Consider the following 18,099-nt stretch of genomic DNA (forward strand, 5'->3'; position numbering starts at 1 on the left):
CGAAAACGGCAACTACAACAAGTCAACAGCAACCGCAAAAGTCACAGTCAAAAAGGCAACACCTAAACTCACTGCAAAAGCGAAAGCATTCAAAAAAGCACTCAAAACCAAAAAGTACACTGTTGTCTTGAAAGACAATCTTGGAAAAGCAGTCAAAAATGCAAAATTGACCCTGAAAATCAAGGGGAAAACCTATACTGCAAGAACTAACAGCAAAGGAAAGACCACTTTCAAAATCACCAAACTCACCAAAAAAGGCACTTTCAATGCAAAGATAACCTACAAAGGAAACAAGTTCTTCAACAAGGCGGCAAAAACAGTCAAAATCAAAGTTAAATAAGGAGTAAAATCCTTATTTTTCATTGATTTTTTTAATGTGTCTTGTAAATTTTTCTTCTTAAAAATTTTTTTTACCGATTTCAATCTTGGAAATTTTAACTTAAAAACATTATACTTTATAAATGAAAAAAATAATAATTAATAATAATAAAATTTTTTTGAAATTTTTTTTCGAAAAATTAAGATAATAAGTTTAATGATTAGTTATAAGTTATAAATTATAGGATAGGGGTGAATTTTTTGTATTCAGTAAAATCAGTAAAAGACATTCAAGAATTAAATCCATTCATTGTAGTGGGTTGCGGAGGTGGAGGAGAAAAATTCTCCAATCTTGAAGGTGTTGAAACAGTAGGATTCATTGATGATGATGTAAGAAAACAGGGAAAACAGTATTGCGGTAATGTTATATCAGTCAGTTTGGAAGAATGTTTAAAACAATCACCTGATGCCAAATCATTGGTTATAATGTTGCCTATTGGTGCTGAAGGCGCAGCATTAAAATATTGTGTCCAAGCAATTGATGCCGGATTAAACGTCATTACTTCCTTTAGATCATTATCCATTGATGAAAATCCTGCATTAAAAAGATTTGCCGATTCAAAAAATGTTGTTATCAAAGAGATCAGTCCAAGATTGGACATTGTTAAAAAAATTGCAGGCATTGCCCCTAAAAAGTCCTGCGAGGTTTTACCTAAAATATCATACACTCCTAAAGCTCCTGTAATTTTCGTTGGCGGTACCTCACAGGAATGTGGAAAAAGGACAACCACTAAAAAACTTGGTGAGGCAAGTATTGAAAGAGGTTTAAATCCCGCAATTATTTCAACTGATGAAATGGGTTTGGAAGAACCTACTGATTTTAACTTTAGGGCAGGAAGCCTATCCGCTATGGATGTTCCGTCAGCTGTTTTATCAGCTATCAAGTATGTTGAAGAAACCAAAAAGCCGGATATTATTTTTATAGAAGGTCAATCCAGCTTGACTGAAAACGGAAATCCTCATCCGAGAGGATTGTCTGCAGCAATCTTAATCGGTTGCGCTCCTGATGCAGTTATTGTTGGACACAGGCCTAATCACCCGTACAGAGAACCTAAAGGAATTGAAGAAGAGATTAGGGCTATTGAGGCTGTCGAACCTACGAAGGTCGTTGGTCTTTCAATAAATCTTAAGAATGCCAGTTTGGATATGTGTCCTGAATACTTCGAGGACAAATACAATCTGCCGGCAGAGGATGTTTATAAAAATGGGGCTTCTAAATTGTTAGATGTCATATTAGGATATTTAGAGGAGTAATTCAAATGAGTTTCACTGATGATTTAAAAAGAAGTTTGGGTTTTGATGAAACAGATGAGAAAAGGGAAGGTCCCAGGGTCATTGATTCAATTCGTGATGCCGTAAAGCCTTTCGTAGACAATGTCGGACAGCAAATTAACAAACAACAGCAATCTAGAAAAAACCAGCAACAATACAGACAGAATCAGCAACAGTATGAACAAGTTCCAAAACCTGCACCAAAATCAAATCCTAGGCCTACACCTAAACAGGAACCTGTTTATGATGATTATGATGATTTTGTAATTATTCCGGAACAATCTTACTATGAGATTGTTTTAATCAGACCTAAGACAATTGACGATATCAATTACGTCGTTGATCAGGTAATCGAGGAGCAAAACCCGGTTGTTCTTGATTTGTCTTTCCTGGAAAAGGAAAGTTCTGCTAATTTCAAATTGGCAGGTGATAAAATCAAGCAGATGAGAGAAAGATACGGCGCTCAGGCATTACTGCTTGCCCGTAGTGACGATAAAAATTTAATCATTGTTTCTCCTAAAAAGGTAAAAGTGATTAATAAGGGATAAGTAGATTAATTTCTACTTTCTAACTATTTTTTAAGAATCTGATATATTTCATCAGTATATAGACTACTATAACGATCGCTACAGTGGTTTCTATAATTAATATTATGTCTGTTATATTATTTGTCCAGATTGCGGATACTCCTTTTGTTGCAAGTGCGCTTATTACAAATGGAAATGTAAATGCTGAAAAACTCGGGTAAAAATCAAGATTTCTGAAGCTTATCATTTTATAAATGGAAAATATGTAGAATGCGCAGGCAAGAACGTACATTCCCATTACAAACTCATTTGAGATGCTTGGTGCTGAATTCAAGTATCCGAAAATCAGTATGCTGAAAAGTGCGGTAAAAATACAGGTTAAGGGCTTATTCATGTCCGGAATTTTTTTATAAACAAATTCCCGGTAAAGTACCAATGGTGTTGAAATTAACATTCCTATAAATCCGGCGATGAAGAAAATAAAGTCAATTTCATAAAGTCCGTGGTAATGTCCTGTAATCGATGCCATTGTTATTCCGACAAACACTATCCAGTAGGTGGGATAAACTGCTGAAATATCAAATCTTCGTATAATGAAATGATAAGTGAAGTAAATTATTAATGAAATATGAAGGACTATTCCAATTATCCATAGGGCATACCCAATTCTTGGTGTAAATGATGCGAGGTATGTGGATAAAAGCATAAGACTCATGGAAAAAGTGCCGGAACTGCTGACAATTATGGGATTTTTAAAGTCCTCTTTAATACTTTGAGGGTATAAAACCACCTTAAGAATTATAAGAATAAGAAATATTGCACCTATCGCTGCAAAAATATATCTTAGATATGGATGAATGTCCTGAACTAAATTCCCCAGGGACAATAATGCAAGGATCAATCCTGAAATAGGAATTGGCAGCTTTCTGATTATTTTCATGTTATCTAAATTTTAAAGAATTTCTGGGCATTTCCACTTGCGACTTTTTCTATTTCACTTTTCCCATAATCCCGTTTTATCAATTCATTGACAGTATTTGGAACTGAAAGCGGATCGGAGGGCTTATTGCTGATATCAGAATTCAAAAGGAATTTGTCAAAGCCGTATTCATCTAAAATGGATATCGCTTCATATTTGTCCATTTTTTGAGGCTGCACAGTCAAGCCTAACATGCAATCCGTATTTATCGCATCGCCGACAACATTCGGGTTAATATGATCGATAACTGCCTGACTTTCATCAATATGCTGCGGAATTATGTCAAGAATGACCTTCAACACCTCTTTTTTGTTTTTTCTAGGTGTGTGGATAATTACTTTGGAATCTGTTTCATTGGCTATGTCCAGTTGCTTTTTAAAAACGCTTATCTCGCAGTCAGTCAAATCTTCAAGGCCGATTTCACCAATAGCTACAATCTGGTCTGACTCAATCCATGAATATAAGTTTTCAAGAATTGTTTCCGGATTGATGTTTGAGTTGGTCGGGTGAATGCCCAATGCCACTTTCAAATCAAGGCCATGTTCCATGGCTCTTTTTGTGTCCAGTTCCAATATTCTATTCAAATGGTTTAAAAGAATCATCTCGTGAGGTATCCTGTAAGGGTAATAGCTACAGGTTATTGCAGTGTCAATGCCTGCCAGATACATTTCCCTGAAGTCTTCTCCGCTTCTGGCGTCCGCATGCATATGTGTATCAATCATAGTATCACCATCACTTAATATATTTTTCATATATTAAAAAAATATCTAAGTCTCCTTCGTGATTTTTCACACTTGTGCAGTTAGGGAGATTTTATATCATCAGTAATAAAAATATTAATTTAAGTAATACATAGGTTGTGATATTTTGAATGAATATTTAGATAGTTACAATGCAATTTCGCAGGATGTGAAATTTATATCTAATTCAATTATTAGATTAAAAGTACTAAAAGCACTATATGAAAAACCAAGCAACATGAAGGAGTTATCTGTTGATACTAAATTGGGATACAGTTCAATATCAGGCATTCTGCATGGATTGGAATTAAAAAAACTGGTATATCGCAAAGCAAATAAATATTATCTAGTCAATCTGTTGAAATTGCAGATCAAAAACATTTTAGAGTTTTCCATAACTGTAAACCTATTGGAGAAGTTCTTTAACATTGTAGAAGGTCATTTAGTTTGCGGAATTCCAAAAAAATCAGTTGAGGCCATGCATCTTCTTGAAGAATCTGAATTGCTTGAATCGGATTGCGTTGATATTGATAAGACATTTAATTTTATTGATGACACTTTGGCCCGTGCAAATGGTGTGCGATGCATATTGCCGATTTATCATGAAAACATCAATTCAAGGCTGAATGAGTTGGCATCACAAGAAAAGTTCGTTGAGATAAGGTCTCCTAATCCGGTTTTTGATGTTTATGAAGACAACTCTCATGTCAAAAACTTATCATCATTCAAGGCGGAAAACAATTTTCTATTGATAGTTACAAACGAAAGGATGATTTTGGGCCTTTTTAGAAAAAACGGATTCTTTGATCAAAACAGATTGCTGATTTCAGAAAGTAAAGATTCGCTGAAATGGGCTAATGGCCTGTTTTTACACTTTAAAAAAAAGAATAAATGAGTTTAAACTCATTTATAATAATTTTCCAGATAGTCTTTTAAATCGGCAATCGGTATTCTTTCTTGTTGTTCGGTATCTCTGTCTCTGACTGTTACCTGATTGTCATCCAAGGTGTCAAAATCAACAGTCACAGCAAGAGGAACACCAATTTCATCTGCTCGGGCATATCTTTTACCGATAGTTCCTGTCGCATCATATTCTACAGTGAAACCCGCCATTCTCAAGTTTTCTGTTAGTTCTTGAGCGATTTCACGCGGACCTTCCTTATTAACAAGAGGGAATAATCCGACTTGGACTGGAGCAACTGACTTGTCAAATTTAAAGTAGTCTTTCTCATCAGTTTCAGTAAATGAATGCAATAAAACAGAGTAGGTGATACGGTCAATACCGAATGATGGCTCGATAACGTGAGGAACAATCTTCTCACCTGTAACGTCCTCTTCGATGTCTTCAAAGATGAGCAGATCTTCGGTGACTTCGTAAACCTTATCCAATTCAACACAGTATTTGCCGTCTTTTTCAAGCGCATCCCTAATGTCACTGATGTCTGCATTTTCAATTGCCTGTTTGACTTTAGGGGAATCCCCCTTAAATACAGGTCCGAATTTGGACAGGTTAGGTTTCACGACAGTCCTTTTGACTTTTTTAGGTTCGTCATACTCTACAAACACATTCAATTCCTCATTACTGTATTGGGAATGTGAACTTAAATCGTAATCTCCCCTATCTGCAATTCCTATAATTTCAACCCAACCGTATTTGTCTGTTTTAACTTCAACATCCCAACAGTCAAGCGCATAGTGAGCCATTTCTCCTGCAAGGTGCTGTCTGAATCTTAAAACATCCTCAGGTATTCCAATTTCTGTCAGGAACTTGCGGGCCAGATATAATTGGTAAATCAGCATTTCATTGGCTACAATGCCTTTGTCTAGTGCTTCGCGTGCGGTTATTTCCAAAGGCTCCAAATCATTCTCCTGAACTTCCTGTGAATTCAAGCGTAAAACAACATCTTCGATTTGTGAAAATTTTGGATGGGTCTTATCTTTCGGATTTAAAAAGATTTCCGCTTCTGCCTGTGTGAATTCTCTAAGCCTGATTACGCCTTGCCTTGGTGAAATTTCATTACGGTATGCTTTTCCAAGCTGCACTGCTCCAAATGGTAGTTTTCCTCTGAAAAATCTTTCCAGACGTTTGAATAATATGAAGATTCCTTGTGCGGTTTCCGGCCTCATATAACCTACTTTATCACCTTTAGCGCCGATTTCAGTTTTAAACATTAGATTATAGTTCCAGATGTTTGATAATTTTCCACCGCATTCGGGACATGTAATGTTGTTGTCAGTCACGATTCTGTCAAGTTCTTCGTTTTCCAAACTTTCCACATCCTCACCGATTGCATCTTCAATAATGTGGTCTGCTCTGAATACTTCTCCGCATTTTTCACATTTGCACATTGGGTCTGTGAAGTTGTCGACGTGTCCTGATGCCTTAAGGACTTCCTTAGGCATTACTGTTGGACCTTCTATTTCATAAAATCCTTCACCTGAAACGTATTGTTTCCTCCATTTCTGCATGATATTATTTTTAAGGCTTGCTCCAAGTGGGCCATAATCGGTAAAACCGGATACTCCTGAATATATTTCGAATGAAGGCCATAAAAATCCTCTTTTTGCACTGATGTTACTCATTTTATCATGATTCATAAGTATTAGCTCCTAATCTTTTTTTAATTCGTAGTCAAGTTTAACCCTGCTGCTTTCAGGGCGAGTTTGACCCATATATTTACTGTTTCTGTCAGGGTGTCCGTATGGCAATTCGGAAGGGGTGGTCATTGTTTCAAATACAATCTGGCAAACTCTCTGACCAGGATATAAAGCCACGGGCATTGCGCCGATGTTTGATATTTCCAATGTGATTTTCCCTTCGAAACCAGGGTCAATGAAACCTGCTGTAACGTGCATTGTAACACCTAATCTGCCCATGCTGGAACGGCCTTCCACTCTGGCAACGAGGTCGTCAGGTACTTTAACATATTCCAATGTGGTGGCAAGGGCAAATTCATTAGGATGGATAATAAACGCTTCGCCATCAGGCACGACTGTCGATTCCATATATGATGAGAGGTCTTCTTCATCTTTTGGATCGATATATGGTTTTCTAATCACTTTAAACACTTTAAACTCATCCCCCAATCTCATATCAACGGAAGATGGTTGAATCTGTTTTTCATCTAAAATCGGTTCAATTCCAATTTTTCCTTCATCCAAATATTTTTTTATATCTTTATCACTTAAAATCGCCATTTTTTCACACAAACAAAATTATTCTTCAATTAAATTATAAACTCTATTGATAACGCTATCAATAGACCTATTATCATAATCAACAGTTATCGCATCAAATTTACAGACATTGGCACATAGGCCACATCCCCTGCATGCGTCCTGATTAATAACTATCCTATCGTTTTCCAAATGGATTGCATCAAACATACAATCCTGTCTAATGCAGTTTAAGCATTTTTTACAGTTGTCTTCATTTATCTTCACTGTCACTCCATCCAGCCGTGAAACCTTATCTGCAATCTCATCTTCTAATTCCGGAATCACTTTCCATAAACAGCAGCATGGACAGCAATGGCAAATTGTCAACAATCCTTCATCAGGCCTCACATTCATCCAAACGGAATCAATTTTATTTCTTCCGATAAGATGACTTAATCCTGCGGCATCAGCTTTATCAACATGGTTTAAAGCCTCTTCAACGGTTGCAGTATAGCCAATGGTTCTTGGAATCTTTCTGCTTGTAGGTCCGAGGAAAATGCATCCTATATCCTGAGGATAATCCTCACAATTATTTGAGGTTCTGCAAAGACAGGTATTCATTATCACAATGTCGTCGCACTGTTTTATAACTTCCTTCATCACATCTGTCGGCAAAAAGTCTGAGGTCTCGCTTTCGATTTTTTTATTGATTGGGATGGTGTTTGGGATAATGACAACATCATCCTTTTCAAAAAGCATTTTGTTGATTACTTTTTTTGCCACTTTTGATTTTTTGGTCAATCCGGCAATCCAGAATCTCCAGTTAAATATTCTGTTAACCACAAAGATGCTTATCTCTGCAAAGCTTATTCTCCTCATTGTTCACCTATCTTGTTTTTCAACCTTCTTAGGATGCCCTTAAAGGTATGTGCCTCTCTTCCTGTAATAAATGCTCTTGAGATTATGTTGTTGAATGTTTTTTTACCGTTCTTCTTTTTATGCTCAGGAATATCCAGGCAATCAATCAGATAGTCCATATCCTTCTGCAGATATTCCTTTTCCAAAGGGCTGCTTTCACTCAGGCCTTCAACTCCAAAGTCATGCTTGTTCTTGAATAGTTCATAAAATATTATTGCGGCGGCATGTGAGATATTCATTATCGGATAAGCCGGATCAGTCGGAATTGACACGCAAATGTCACATTCACCAATTTCCTTATTGGACAGCCCGTCACCTTCTCTTCCGAATAGAATAGCTATCTTGTTTTCGACATTTATGGATTTTCCAAGTTCTTCAGGCTTAATTGGGATTCTGGATAGATTGTAACTTCCCCCAGCCATTCCGGTTGAAGCCACCTTGAAGTCAATCCTTTGTGACTGATAGAAATCGTCCAATGTCGGATAGATTTTTGCATTTTCTACAATATATTTTCCATGTGTCGCCTGATAATATGCTTCATTTGTCAATGTTGTCGGATTAATTAAAACCAGGTTTTTCAATCCGAAGTTCGCCATCGTTCTTGCAAGAAAACCTACATTTCCGGGGGTTTCGCATTCCACAAAGACAATATAAATATTGTCCTTGAAGAGGTTTATTTCATTTTCCTCCTGTTGTCTTACGAGCTTAACCCTTCCGGTTCCTCTTGCCTGCTTTGTTGAAATTGCCTTTTTGGCTGAAGTTGATTTTTTTTCGGATTTGCTTTCTTCCTTATTTTCAGTTGAAGCCATAGTGGTTGTTTCAACCACTTTTTCTTCACTTACAGCTGCATCCCCTATTTTAATCAACTCCGATTTCATTCATTCATAAGCCTTATCCAACAATTCAAGAATGTGCATGGATTTAACGTCACCACATTCAATAGCATTCAGACCATCCTGCAAGTTCAGTTCACAGAATGGACAAATAGTAACTACGGCTTCAGCACCTGTGTCCTTAATCATTTCAGCCTTTGATTTGGACAGTTCTAGCGCTATTTCAGGTTTTCCGGATTTAATTCCACCACCTGCGCCGCAGCATTGGCAAGGGTATTTCATCTCTTCAAGTTCGACGCCGGGAATCATTTCAATGATTTCTCTAGGCTGGTCTTTTATTCCTTGCCCTCTTCCCAGGTGACATGGGTCATGATAGGTTACTTTCATATCCACTTCCTTTAGTTTGGAAGTGTCAAGTTTGTCTACAAGAAACTCGCTGATGTCCATGACATGTAATTCTGAGCCAAACTGAGGGTGGTTATTCTTCAATGTGGCCCCACAGCCTGAACAGATTGTTATCACGGTATCGTAATCTTTAAAGACCTCTTTATTTTTATCGACAAGGTCCTGCACTATGTCGGTTTGTCCGGTTCTTAACAGAGGTGATCCGCAGCAGACCTGGCCTTCAGGCACGTCAATGTCAATGCCGTTTTCCTTGAGAATTTTGACTAATTTATGTCCTGTTTCAGGGAATTTATAATCAACCATGCATCCAGTGAAGAAAGCTATTTTTGAACCGGTTTCGTTTTTTGCTTCTTCTATAAATGGAGTTTTGTCGGTTGTCACTGACCTTCCGCTTTTTAAGATGTTTTCTTTAAACGCGACATGTTCCGGAAGAGGTCCCGAACCGTTTGCAACGGCAATTGCCCTCATTTTTTCAATTGCATCTCCGAATGTGTTGATATTTTTCGGACAAACTGCCAGACATTTCCCGCAGCTGGTACAATTGTATAGTCCGTCATCCAAGGCTTCTTTAAGTCTGTCAAAGTTGTCCCGAGGGTCACTTTCGAATTTCCTGATGTATCTCAGGAGATAAGGGCCGCCGAATTCTTCGGTTGCAATATTGACCACAGGACAAGTTGAATAACATGAGTAACATTCGATACAACTTCTAACCTTTTTGGTTTCTTTTGAATCTTCCTTTGTGATGCCGGTATCGAGTTCATTGCATTTGTGGTCGCATTGAAGAGATAGCTCCAAATCTTTAACTTTAGCCTCAATGCTTGATTTATCAACCACCAAATCCTTGATTACCGGAAACTTGAGCGGTTCGATAATCGCTCCGTCCGCAATCTCTTTTTGACAAGCCAGTGCTCCGTTTCCTTTAAATAGAATACCGCAGGACCCGCATTGGCCTGCTCTGCAGGAGCTTCTAAAGCTAATGTCAGCATCATATTTATCATTAATAGCCTGTAATGCATCTAGAACTTTCATATGAGGAGTTTTTTCAATTTCGTAACACTCGAGGTGAGGTTCTTCATCTGTCTCCCTATTAAATCTAGAAACGTAAACTTTAATCATCATTTCCCTCCGATGTTATAAGCCTATAAAATATTATAATATAATATTTGTCTCTTTCTAACTTATTATACTTACTATTGTGGTTGGAAAAATCATTGCTTTTATATGATATAAAATTTAAATTATAATTGGTGATAATTTGTTAGAGATGTATTTGCCTTTCATAGGCTTGATAATTTTTGGAAATATTGAAAACTTGATTCTGGCATCTCAAGGTGTTGTTCAAGGAGTTAACCCTAAGATATTGGGTGGATTAAGTATAATCGCAGTAATTATCTGGTTGGTTATTGGAACTGTCGCTACAGAAGTGGCAATCGAATATTCAAGCTACATCACATTCATTGGAGGCCTTGCGATAGTCATATTAGGTATCCAAGCGATTCATGATGCTATCCAAAATATCAAATCAAATAAAATGGGTGAGAAAAATGGTTAACTTAAGTGATTACGCTCCGTTCACTGGTTTGCTTATTTTTGGAAACATAGAAAACTTGATTTTAGCTTCACAAGGTGCGGTTGCACATGTTGACCCATTTATTTTAGGAGCTTTGAGTTTAGTTGCTGTTGTCATTTGGCTGTTGCTTGGAACATACGGAACCAAAATGGCTATCAAATATGCGGATTATATTGAAATTTTCGGTGGGGTGGCTATTATTATTTTAGGTTTCCAATCAATGATTGAAGCTATGGGATTGAATCTTTTCCCATAATCCTATTTTTTTTAACTATTTTTTATAAAAAAAGAAAAAGAAGTTGAAAAAACAACTTCTAAAAGAGTCCACTATCTTCTAAACGTTTTTCAAAGTAATGTGCTGCAGGATCTGCTTTTTCTTTTACAACCAATAAAACAGCAACACTTATGATTCCTATTCCTAAAAGAATAGCTAGTGCAGGCAAGTAATTAGACCACACCAGACCTAATTGTGCTTCACGTATTAATGTGATTGCATATGTCATTGGCAGATAAGGATTCATTACCTGGAAAAAGTTTGTCATAATCTGAACAGGATAAACACCGCCGGTACCTGATATCTGTATAACTAAAAGCACAATGGCTACCGCTTTTCCAACATCGCCTAATGCTGAAACAAATGAATAAACTAGAACCATAAACACTGACGATACCAGAAGCGCTGAGAAAATAAACAATGGCACATTAGCGACGTATATTCCTAAAATAAATGCTCCAATAAGAGTCACACATGCCTGTAAAATACTCAATATTACGAACAGGATTAATTTTCCGAAATACATTTCAAGAGGTGAGTATTTGGTTCCTTTTGCAACTCCCGGCTTTAACATTGCGCATGTAATCAATGCACCAACCCACATGGATAGCACGATGTAAAACGGAGACACGTTGGATCCGTAATCAGGAACAGGGAATATTTCATGTCTGTCCAGTTTGACAGGGGAATAGAAATAATCTCCAAGGATTGTTTCATTAATGCCTGTGATTTCTCCAAGGGCATTGGCGGATGCACCAAGTGAACCTGCTGCAGTGAATAAAGCCTGCGCAGCTGAATTTCCAAGCAGTTCCGCTCCCGCTGCAAGAGTCAGTGATCCTTCAGCCAGTTCGACTGAACCGTCAGCCAACTGACTGGCACCATTTGCCACTTCGCCTGAGCCGCTAGCCAATTTTGAGGAACCTTCCGCTAATGAAACAGAACCGTCAGCCAACTGACTGGCGCCTTTGGCCACTTCACCACTACCATTTGCAAGTTTAATGTTGCCGTCAACATACTCTTTTATAGGACCTTCAGGTATTAGGGACGGGTCGATTGCGGATTGAATTTCTTCAGATCCCTGTTCTACTTGACTGGCACCTTGTTTAACAGCAGATGAACCTTGTTTAACTTGGTTTGCACCATCATTTACACTGGATACTCCTGATTGAACTTGGCTTGCTCCGTCTTTAACCTGGCCGGCACCGTTTTCTACTTCATCCACTCCGGAAGACACCTGTGATGCACCGGAGGATACCTGATTGGCTCCATTTTGAAGTTGTGCGCCTCCGCTTGCTAATTGGCTGGCTCCTGAAGCAAGACCTTCCTGTAATTCTCCAAGTTTGCCGTAAGCGGCAAGGTTAATGATTTCAATTATTTTTGCATTCAATGAATTGTAAACGGCATTAGCACCGGAATCAGTTAATTTGGTAGCTACAGGATTTGATTTCACATTGACAACATATTCCAGTTCCGCTTGCTGAGGGTCATCTGTTGTTATGGAAATAATGTTTTCACTCAGGTTTTTGGGTATTATGATTCCCGCGTAATAATCTCCCTTATAAACTCCATCCCGCAGTTCATCTTCAGTTACAAAAGTCCAATTAAATTTGTCATTCTTTTTCAAATCCTTAACCAGTTCATTTCCAACATTTATGTTTGTACCTTCAAATGAAGAACCGTTGTCCAGGTTCGCAATCGCAAATTGGACCTCACCGGTATTTCCATAAGGGTCCCAACATGCCTGAATGTTCAAAAGAGCATAAAGGGAAGGTAAAATAATTATCCCTATTAGAACAATAGTGACTATTGGATTTGAAAATGCCGATTTGAAATCTTTTTTGATAATTTCCACAACATTGCCGTAATTTCGCTCTCCCATCTAATACCTCATTTCATTTTTTTTAAGTTAATCTTATAATGTTTATATTCTTTATTGTATTAAATATTTGTGTAATATATAAAATGTTCATTTTTTTAGAGGAATTATTTTATACTATTAAATAAATAATTAATAGTTAGGAAAAGGGTGTAATTTTTATGAAGTTAAAGATATTGATACTTATGATGGTCTTTTTGTTTAGTGTCGCCTGCGTCAGTGCAGGTGATGTAAATGATACATTAGCCACCAGTGATGAAATTCAAATGATTGGGGCTGATGAAAGTTCGCAAGAACTTGGTGCCGATCTGGAAGATGGAACGTTCAGCGACCTTCAATTGAAAATCATTAATGCGTCAGAAGGTTCAACAATTACTCTAGATCGAGATTACTCATATGATGGTGAATTTCTCAAAAGCGGAATCGTCATTTCTAAAGATTTAACCATCGATGGTAACGGGCACACATTGGACGGCAAATCCCAATCCAGAATTTTCATGATATTGTTCGGTTTAAAAGAAAACAATAAGGTCACATTAAAAAATATTAACTTTGTAAACGGATACACTAATTATTATGGTGGAGCAATACTTAATTTCGCAAATTTAACAATAGACAAATGTACTTTTACAAATAACAATGCACGTTACTGCGGAGGAGCAATTAACTCCCTGGGATATATGGACTGTAAAAATTCCAATTTCAATAAAAATACTGCCGGTGGAGACGGAGGAGCCATATTCTCACTATCCTTTGCAAAATCCACATCATTTTTCAATAATCTCTTTCCTGACAGAAATATTGATGAAGAATCAGATTATATAACTCCAATCACTTTGAATTCAAGCTTTAGTTTTCTAATGGACAAAGTGAATAATTGCGTTTTTAAAAACAATGTTGCAAAAGGCCGTGGCGGAGGAGCAATCTATGCTTTTTCAAATATTGATATCGCCTCATCCACATTCACTTCCAACACTGCCGGTGAAAAAGGAGGAGCGGTTTTCGCTAATAAGAATTTGTATATTAAAAATTCCAAATTTACAGGCAATCAGGCTCCGGTGTATGGCGGTGCGGTCTATTTCAGATGCCATGATTCTTCAGGACATTACGATAGCAATGGCAAGTGGGTTTCAGAAATCAGATATTATGATAATTTAATTCAAGGATCCTCCTTTACAAAGAATAGTGCAAGTAAAGGCGGTGCGATATATGGATTCAGAACATCCAGTTCTGACAAAACCCATTGTGCTAAAGCGGTAAGATGCACTTTTACAAATAATAAAGCCTCCACTGCAGGCAGGGATATTTATGGCGGAACCGCTTCCAAATGCGTATTCAATTATTTGAAACTGACTTTAAAAACAGTCAATGTCAAAAAATCAGCCAAAAAACTTGTTTTAACTGCAAAATTGACAAAAGGCAAAACATTAATTCACGGCAAAAAAATCACTTTCAAATTCAATGGCAAAACATACCGTGCAAAAACCAATTCAAAAGGCATTGCAAAAGTCACAATCAAAAAAAGCATCCTTAAAAAACTCAAAGTAGGTAAAAAAGTCAAATATCTAGCAAAATATGGCAAATTAACTGTTAAAAAAACAGCTAAAGTTAAAAAATAACTGGATTTGATTAAGACAAAAGCCTGATTGAGGAAACCGGACAAAATTTCTTGAATGCTCCAATCATAGCTTTGCAAAGCAAATATTGAACCTTTCCGACATAATGGAGGTCAGAGCATTCTTTCAATTTATAAAATTGTGATTTAATTTTCGGGGAATATAATATTTATACTTTGAAGTAGTATACATTATATAGTTAAAAATGATATTTTTGAGGAAAAAATAATGAATTTAAAAGAATTAGTTACAGGAGTATCTGGTGAGAAGCAATTTCTACTAGGTAATGAGGCTGCTGTTAGAGGAGTGATAGAGGCAGGCGTTTCTATTGCAGCCACTTATCCAGGAACTCCTTCATCAGAAATTGGAAATGTGTTATCTGTATTGGCTAAAGATGCTAATATTTATTTTGAATTTTCCACTAATGAAAAAGTTGCCATGGAGGTTGCAGCCACTGCGGCCGCTTCAGGCTTGAGGTCATTCACATTCATGAAGCATGTGGGAATGAATGTTGCAGCAGACTCATTTATGACCACAGCATACTCAGGAGTAACTGGTGGAATGGTTATTTTATCTGCTGATGACCCTTCACTCTTTTCATCTCAAAACGAACAGGACACACGTAACTATGCAAGAATAGCCAATGTACCTATTTTAGAACCGTCTAATTGTCAGGAAGTTAAAGACATGGTTAGATATGCATTTGATTTGTCAGAGCAATTTGGTCTGCCGGTCATTGTCAGAACCACAACTCGCGTGTCCCATATGAGAGGTGTTGTGGAATTTGGAGACATTAGGGATAACTCATCAAATAATGATAATCATTGGAAAAGAGGTCACTTCAATAAAGACCCATCAAAATATGTTCCTGTTCCGGCATTTGCAGGGGATATGCATATCAGGCTATGGGATAAAATCAGAAAAATTGAAGAATTAAGCGATAAAACAGAACTCAATAGGGAAATTAATCTTTCAGATAATAAAAAATATGCAATAATTGCTTCAAGCAGTGCATTTAATTACGCTTATGATGTCTGCAAATTCAACAATCTTGACATTAACATCTTAAAATTAGGGTTTTCATATCCGTTCCCTCGCAAAAAAGTCTGTGAATTTTTGGAGGGCGTTGATGAAGTGTTCATTGTTGAAGAAGTTGATCCAATTATTGAAAGAGACACTTTAGCCGCTATAGGGGCTGAAAAGTTGAATGTGACAGTACATGGTAAGCTGGACGGCACGTTCCCATTATACCATGAGTTCAACTCAGATGTTGTTGGCGATGGTTTGAATAAGACATTCAACTTTAAACAGGACAGTGAAACTGCCTATTCTTCAAGTTTGAATAAGCTTGAGGTGGATTTGCCTTCACGCGCACCTGTCCTGTGTGCGGGATGTCCTCACAGGGCGATGTATTATGGAATAAATCTGGCGATTGAGGAGTTAGGTTTAAAACCTGAGGATGTAATTTTCGCATCCGATATCGGATGTTACACATTAGGTATCAATCCTCCGTATAATGCAGCCGATTACTTACTGTCAATGGGTTCAAGCGTAGGTGACGGTTGTGGATTTTCAGTTTCAACCGACCAGAAGGTAGCAAGCTTCATTGGCGATTCCACATTTTTCCATAGTGGCGTTTCACCGTTAATCAATGCGGTTCACAATAAGCATAATTTTGTTCTGACAGTTCTTGATAACAGGATTACTGCAATGACAGGCGGTCAGCCTAATCCGGGAATTCCAATTGACGGAATGGGTGATGAGGCGCCTGAAGTTTCAATCCGTAAACTTGCTATGGCTTGCGGATGTGATTATGTACGCGTAATCAATCCGTTCAACTTGGATCAGGTTGTCAAAACTTATAAAGAAGCTTTTGAAAGAAACGACACTGCAGTCATTATATCTAAAGCTCCATGTACATTAATCAAAGGATTGACTAAAAAACCTCCAGTACAGCTAGTTGAAAAGAACTGTAACAACTGTGACAAATGCGTAAGCGAATTGGCTTGTCCTGCCATTTCAAAAGTCAATGGAAAAATTACAATAGATAAAGCACAATGTGACGGATGCAACGTTTGTATTCAGGTCTGCAAATATGGTGCACTGGAAGCGGGTAGGTGATAATATGGATAATCATTATTGTATTTATATTTGTGGTGTAGGAGGACAAGGAATCATTAAAACCTCCACTATAATTGGTGAAGCTGCAATGAATCAGGGTCTGGACGTAGTGATGAGTGAAATTCATGGAATGTCTCAAAGAGGTGGATCCGTTTCTACAGAATTAAAAATTGGAGGTTTCAACTCTTCCATTATTCCGAATCATGGTGCGGACATGTTGCTTTCTTTTGAACCTGTCGAAACAATAAGAGGGCTTGATAAAGTAAACGAGGAAACTAAAATTGTTTACAACACCCATCCGATTATTCCGTCTTCAACAGATAAGCCATATCCGAATGTTGACGGCATAACAAAAATCTTGAAGGAAAATTTTAAGCATGTGCTTCCAATTGACGGAACACAATTGGCCATTGATGCCGGAAGCGTTTTATCTTTAAACATGGTTCTTTTAGGGGCAGTTACTGCTGATGAGAAATTCCCGCTTACAAAGGAATCTGTTATTGAAGCAATGAAAAATAATCTAAAACCTAAATTCCATGAAATGAATTTAAAGGCAATTGAAAGTGGTTATAAATCCATCAAAGGTTAAATTTTATATAGTATTTGTATCAATATTATTAATTAATTAGAAGTTGTGGTATTATGGCTTACAAAATTGACAATGCTATTGTAAAAAAAGATAAGAATGGGAAAGTAACCTTGATTGATCCAGAAAATATCTTCAAAGATGAAGATGCTTTCATCGCTATTAAAAGTGATGATTTAATCACAATTCAGCTTTTAATCAATGGTATTTTGACTAATGACTTCAAAAGCTGGAGAGAACTGGGTAAAATTCCTGAAAATGAACCATTGAAAAGTCTTTTCGTACGTTTAGGTTACTCAAAAGAGGATATAGCTAATCTACTAAAAGAATTCTAGCTATTTTTCTTTTTTTACTATTTTTAAAAATCTGTTAAAAAAATAAGTTTAGAAAAGAAGTTAATCTTTTCTATAAATCTTTGATATCTTCTGTTTCTAAAATTTTAATGTTTTTAGCTTCTAATGCTTCAACAGCCTTTTCCATATTTTCCAATCTCATTACAACAATAGCTTCGTCTGTTTTGCTGCTTACAAAAGCATATAAATATTCCAAATTAATTCCTTTTTCATCAAACACTGCTAATGTTGAGTTCAGTCCATTAGGTCTGTCAGGCACTGTTAAAAGAAGCACTTCATTTTCTTTGACAATAAAACCATCTTTTTCAAGGGCTTCAATTGCTTTTTCGTTGTCAGAAACAATCAACCTTAAAATTCCGTATTTTGTAGTGTCTGCAATTGATAAAGCACGAATGTTAATGTTTTCTTTTGCTAGAGTATCAATTGCTTTTTTAATTCTTCCTTCTTTGTTTTCAACAAAAATTGAAATCTGTTTAACTGCCATTTTCTCAC

Annotated in this window: 19 protein-coding genes; 10 read left to right on the forward strand and 9 right to left on the reverse strand. The window is 36.9% G+C overall.

The window, feature by feature from the left end; all coding sequences use genetic code 11:
- The 3 genes from IJF99_RS05455 to sepF form a co-directional block, all read left to right on the forward strand.
- Positions 1–340: hypothetical protein (locus tag IJF99_RS05455; RefSeq protein WP_292792885.1), on the forward strand; the 340-nt coding region annotated here is incomplete at its 5' end.
- A gap of 239 nt (positions 341–579) precedes the next feature.
- On the forward strand, positions 580–1,632 hold the full coding sequence (locus IJF99_RS05460) for a DUF1611 domain-containing protein (RefSeq protein WP_292792886.1): 1,053 nt from the start codon (positions 580–582) through the stop codon (positions 1,630–1,632).
- A 5-nt stretch (positions 1,633–1,637) separates the two neighbouring features.
- Entirely contained in the window at positions 1,638–2,198 is a 561-nt protein-coding gene (sepF, locus tag IJF99_RS05465; RefSeq protein ID WP_292792887.1) for a cell division protein SepF, read from the forward strand.
- Between the two features lie 19 nt (positions 2,199–2,217).
- Here the strand turns inward: sepF and IJF99_RS05470 are convergent, their stop codons facing one another.
- Together IJF99_RS05470 and IJF99_RS05475 are read right to left on the reverse strand one after the other, a co-directional pair.
- Positions 2,218–3,117, reverse strand: a complete 900-nt coding sequence (locus tag IJF99_RS05470) for a TDT family transporter (RefSeq protein ID WP_292792888.1) — start codon at positions 3,115–3,117, stop codon at positions 2,218–2,220.
- 5 nt (positions 3,118–3,122) lie between these two features.
- Positions 3,123–3,878 carry a TatD family hydrolase gene (locus IJF99_RS05475; RefSeq protein WP_292792889.1) on the reverse strand — a complete coding sequence of 252 codons (756 nt, stop codon included), beginning with the start codon at positions 3,876–3,878 and terminating at the stop codon, positions 3,123–3,125.
- 256 nt (positions 3,879–4,134) lie between these two features.
- Here IJF99_RS05475 and IJF99_RS05480 point away from each other — a divergent pair, with 256 nt between their 5' ends.
- A complete protein-coding gene (locus IJF99_RS05480; protein ID WP_292792890.1) occupies positions 4,135–4,791 on the forward strand; it encodes a transcriptional regulator FilR1 domain-containing protein in 657 nt (218 codons plus the stop codon).
- 8 nt (positions 4,792–4,799) lie between these two features.
- Here the strand turns inward: IJF99_RS05480 and glyS are convergent, their stop codons facing one another.
- Genes glyS through tfrB form a run of 5 tightly spaced genes read right to left on the reverse strand, consistent with a single transcriptional unit; the run spans position 4,800 to position 10,327 of the window.
- Positions 4,800–6,494: a glycine--tRNA ligase gene (gene glyS, locus IJF99_RS05485; protein ID WP_292792891.1), complete on the reverse strand. Its 1,695-nt coding sequence runs from the start codon at positions 6,492–6,494 to the stop codon at positions 4,800–4,802.
- A 12-nt stretch (positions 6,495–6,506) separates the two neighbouring features.
- Positions 6,507–7,094, reverse strand: a complete 588-nt coding sequence (dcd, locus tag IJF99_RS05490) for a dCTP deaminase (RefSeq protein WP_292792892.1) — start codon at positions 7,092–7,094, stop codon at positions 6,507–6,509.
- Between the two features lie 18 nt (positions 7,095–7,112).
- On the reverse strand, positions 7,113–7,934 hold the full coding sequence (locus IJF99_RS05495) for a 4Fe-4S binding protein (protein ID WP_292792893.1): 822 nt from the start codon (positions 7,932–7,934) through the stop codon (positions 7,113–7,115).
- Positions 7,931–8,839: a TrmJ/YjtD family RNA methyltransferase gene (locus IJF99_RS05500; protein WP_292792932.1), complete on the reverse strand. Its 909-nt coding sequence runs from the start codon at positions 8,837–8,839 to the stop codon at positions 7,931–7,933. The genes IJF99_RS05495 and IJF99_RS05500 overlap by 4 nt, the downstream gene beginning before the upstream one ends.
- A gap of 12 nt (positions 8,840–8,851) precedes the next feature.
- Positions 8,852–10,327, reverse strand: coding sequence for a fumarate reductase (CoM/CoB) subunit TfrB (tfrB, locus tag IJF99_RS05505; RefSeq protein ID WP_292792894.1), 1,476 nt, complete (start codon positions 10,325–10,327; stop codon positions 8,852–8,854).
- Between the two features lie 148 nt (positions 10,328–10,475).
- Here tfrB and IJF99_RS05510 point away from each other — a divergent pair, with 148 nt between their 5' ends.
- Both IJF99_RS05510 and IJF99_RS05515 read left to right on the forward strand, forming a co-directional pair.
- Complete coding sequence (locus tag IJF99_RS05510) at positions 10,476–10,763, forward strand: hypothetical protein (RefSeq protein ID WP_292792934.1); 288 nt, start codon at positions 10,476–10,478, stop codon at positions 10,761–10,763.
- Positions 10,756–11,037, forward strand: coding sequence for a hypothetical protein (locus IJF99_RS05515; RefSeq protein ID WP_292792896.1), 282 nt, complete (start codon positions 10,756–10,758; stop codon positions 11,035–11,037). Before IJF99_RS05510 ends, IJF99_RS05515 begins: the two co-directional genes overlap by 8 nt.
- Positions 11,038–11,095: 58 nt before the next feature.
- Here IJF99_RS05515 and IJF99_RS05520 read toward each other — a convergent pair whose 3' ends face one another.
- Positions 11,096–12,934, reverse strand: a complete 1,839-nt coding sequence (locus IJF99_RS05520; RefSeq protein WP_292792897.1) for a YhgE/Pip domain-containing protein — start codon at positions 12,932–12,934, stop codon at positions 11,096–11,098.
- A gap of 158 nt (positions 12,935–13,092) precedes the next feature.
- Here IJF99_RS05520 and IJF99_RS05525 point away from each other — a divergent pair, with 158 nt between their 5' ends.
- From IJF99_RS05525 to IJF99_RS05540, 4 genes are all read left to right on the forward strand, one after another.
- Positions 13,093–14,550, forward strand: coding sequence for a pectate lyase-like adhesive domain-containing protein (locus tag IJF99_RS05525; protein ID WP_292792899.1), 1,458 nt, complete (start codon positions 13,093–13,095; stop codon positions 14,548–14,550).
- A 225-nt stretch (positions 14,551–14,775) separates the two neighbouring features.
- Entirely contained in the window at positions 14,776–16,668 is a 1,893-nt protein-coding gene (iorA, locus tag IJF99_RS05530) for an indolepyruvate ferredoxin oxidoreductase subunit alpha (protein ID WP_292792901.1), read from the forward strand.
- A 4-nt stretch (positions 16,669–16,672) separates the two neighbouring features.
- On the forward strand, positions 16,673–17,257 hold the full coding sequence (locus tag IJF99_RS05535; RefSeq protein ID WP_292792903.1) for an indolepyruvate oxidoreductase subunit beta: 585 nt from the start codon (positions 16,673–16,675) through the stop codon (positions 17,255–17,257).
- A 53-nt stretch (positions 17,258–17,310) separates the two neighbouring features.
- The gene (locus IJF99_RS05540) at positions 17,311–17,589 is read left to right on the forward strand and encodes a hypothetical protein (protein WP_292792905.1); all 279 of its coding nucleotides are present in this window, start codon (positions 17,311–17,313) and stop codon (positions 17,587–17,589) included.
- A 70-nt stretch (positions 17,590–17,659) separates the two neighbouring features.
- Here the strand turns inward: IJF99_RS05540 and IJF99_RS05545 are convergent, their stop codons facing one another.
- The gene (locus tag IJF99_RS05545) at positions 17,660–18,091 is read right to left on the reverse strand and encodes an amino acid-binding protein (protein ID WP_292792907.1); all 432 of its coding nucleotides are present in this window, start codon (positions 18,089–18,091) and stop codon (positions 17,660–17,662) included.
- Positions 18,092–18,099 lie beyond the last annotated feature (8 nt).

This window comes from Methanobrevibacter sp. (assembly GCF_017406825.1).
In the GTDB taxonomy this organism is placed as follows: Archaea; Methanobacteriota; Methanobacteria; order Methanobacteriales; family Methanobacteriaceae; genus Methanocatella.

What these genes read in the sequence shown, in the direction of transcription:
- IJF99_RS05545 (WP_292792907.1), bottom strand. Translation starts at nt 18,091, where the DNA reads ATGGCAGTTAAACAGATTTCAATTTTTGTTGAAAACAAAGAAGGAAGA.
- IJF99_RS05480 (WP_292792890.1), top strand. Translation starts at nt 4,135, where the DNA reads ATGAAGGAGTTATCTGTTGATACTAAATTGGGATACAGTTCAATATCA.
- sepF (WP_292792887.1), top strand. Translation starts at nt 1,638, where the DNA reads ATGAGTTTCACTGATGATTTAAAAAGAAGTTTGGGTTTTGATGAAACA.
- IJF99_RS05525 (WP_292792899.1), top strand. Translation starts at nt 13,093, where the DNA reads ATGAAGTTAAAGATATTGATACTTATGATGGTCTTTTTGTTTAGTGTC.
- iorA (WP_292792901.1), top strand. Translation starts at nt 14,776, where the DNA reads ATGAATTTAAAAGAATTAGTTACAGGAGTATCTGGTGAGAAGCAATTT.
- IJF99_RS05515 (WP_292792896.1), top strand. Translation starts at nt 10,756, where the DNA reads ATGGTTAACTTAAGTGATTACGCTCCGTTCACTGGTTTGCTTATTTTT.
- IJF99_RS05495 (WP_292792893.1), bottom strand. Translation starts at nt 7,934, where the DNA reads ATGAGGAGAATAAGCTTTGCAGAGATAAGCATCTTTGTGGTTAACAGA.
- glyS (WP_292792891.1), bottom strand. Translation starts at nt 6,494, where the DNA reads ATGAATCATGATAAAATGAGTAACATCAGTGCAAAAAGAGGATTTTTA.
- IJF99_RS05470 (WP_292792888.1), bottom strand. Translation starts at nt 3,117, where the DNA reads ATGAAAATAATCAGAAAGCTGCCAATTCCTATTTCAGGATTGATCCTT.
- IJF99_RS05540 (WP_292792905.1), top strand. Translation starts at nt 17,311, where the DNA reads ATGGCTTACAAAATTGACAATGCTATTGTAAAAAAAGATAAGAATGGG.
- IJF99_RS05510 (WP_292792934.1), top strand. Translation starts at nt 10,476, where the DNA reads ATGTATTTGCCTTTCATAGGCTTGATAATTTTTGGAAATATTGAAAAC.
- IJF99_RS05535 (WP_292792903.1), top strand. Translation starts at nt 16,673, where the DNA reads ATGGATAATCATTATTGTATTTATATTTGTGGTGTAGGAGGACAAGGA.
- IJF99_RS05475 (WP_292792889.1), bottom strand. Translation starts at nt 3,878, where the DNA reads ATGATTGATACACATATGCATGCGGACGCCAGAAGCGGAGAAGACTTC.
- IJF99_RS05520 (WP_292792897.1), bottom strand. Translation starts at nt 12,934, where the DNA reads ATGGGAGAGCGAAATTACGGCAATGTTGTGGAAATTATCAAAAAAGAT.
- tfrB (WP_292792894.1), bottom strand. Translation starts at nt 10,327, where the DNA reads ATGATTAAAGTTTACGTTTCTAGATTTAATAGGGAGACAGATGAAGAA.
- dcd (WP_292792892.1), bottom strand. Translation starts at nt 7,094, where the DNA reads ATGGCGATTTTAAGTGATAAAGATATAAAAAAATATTTGGATGAAGGA.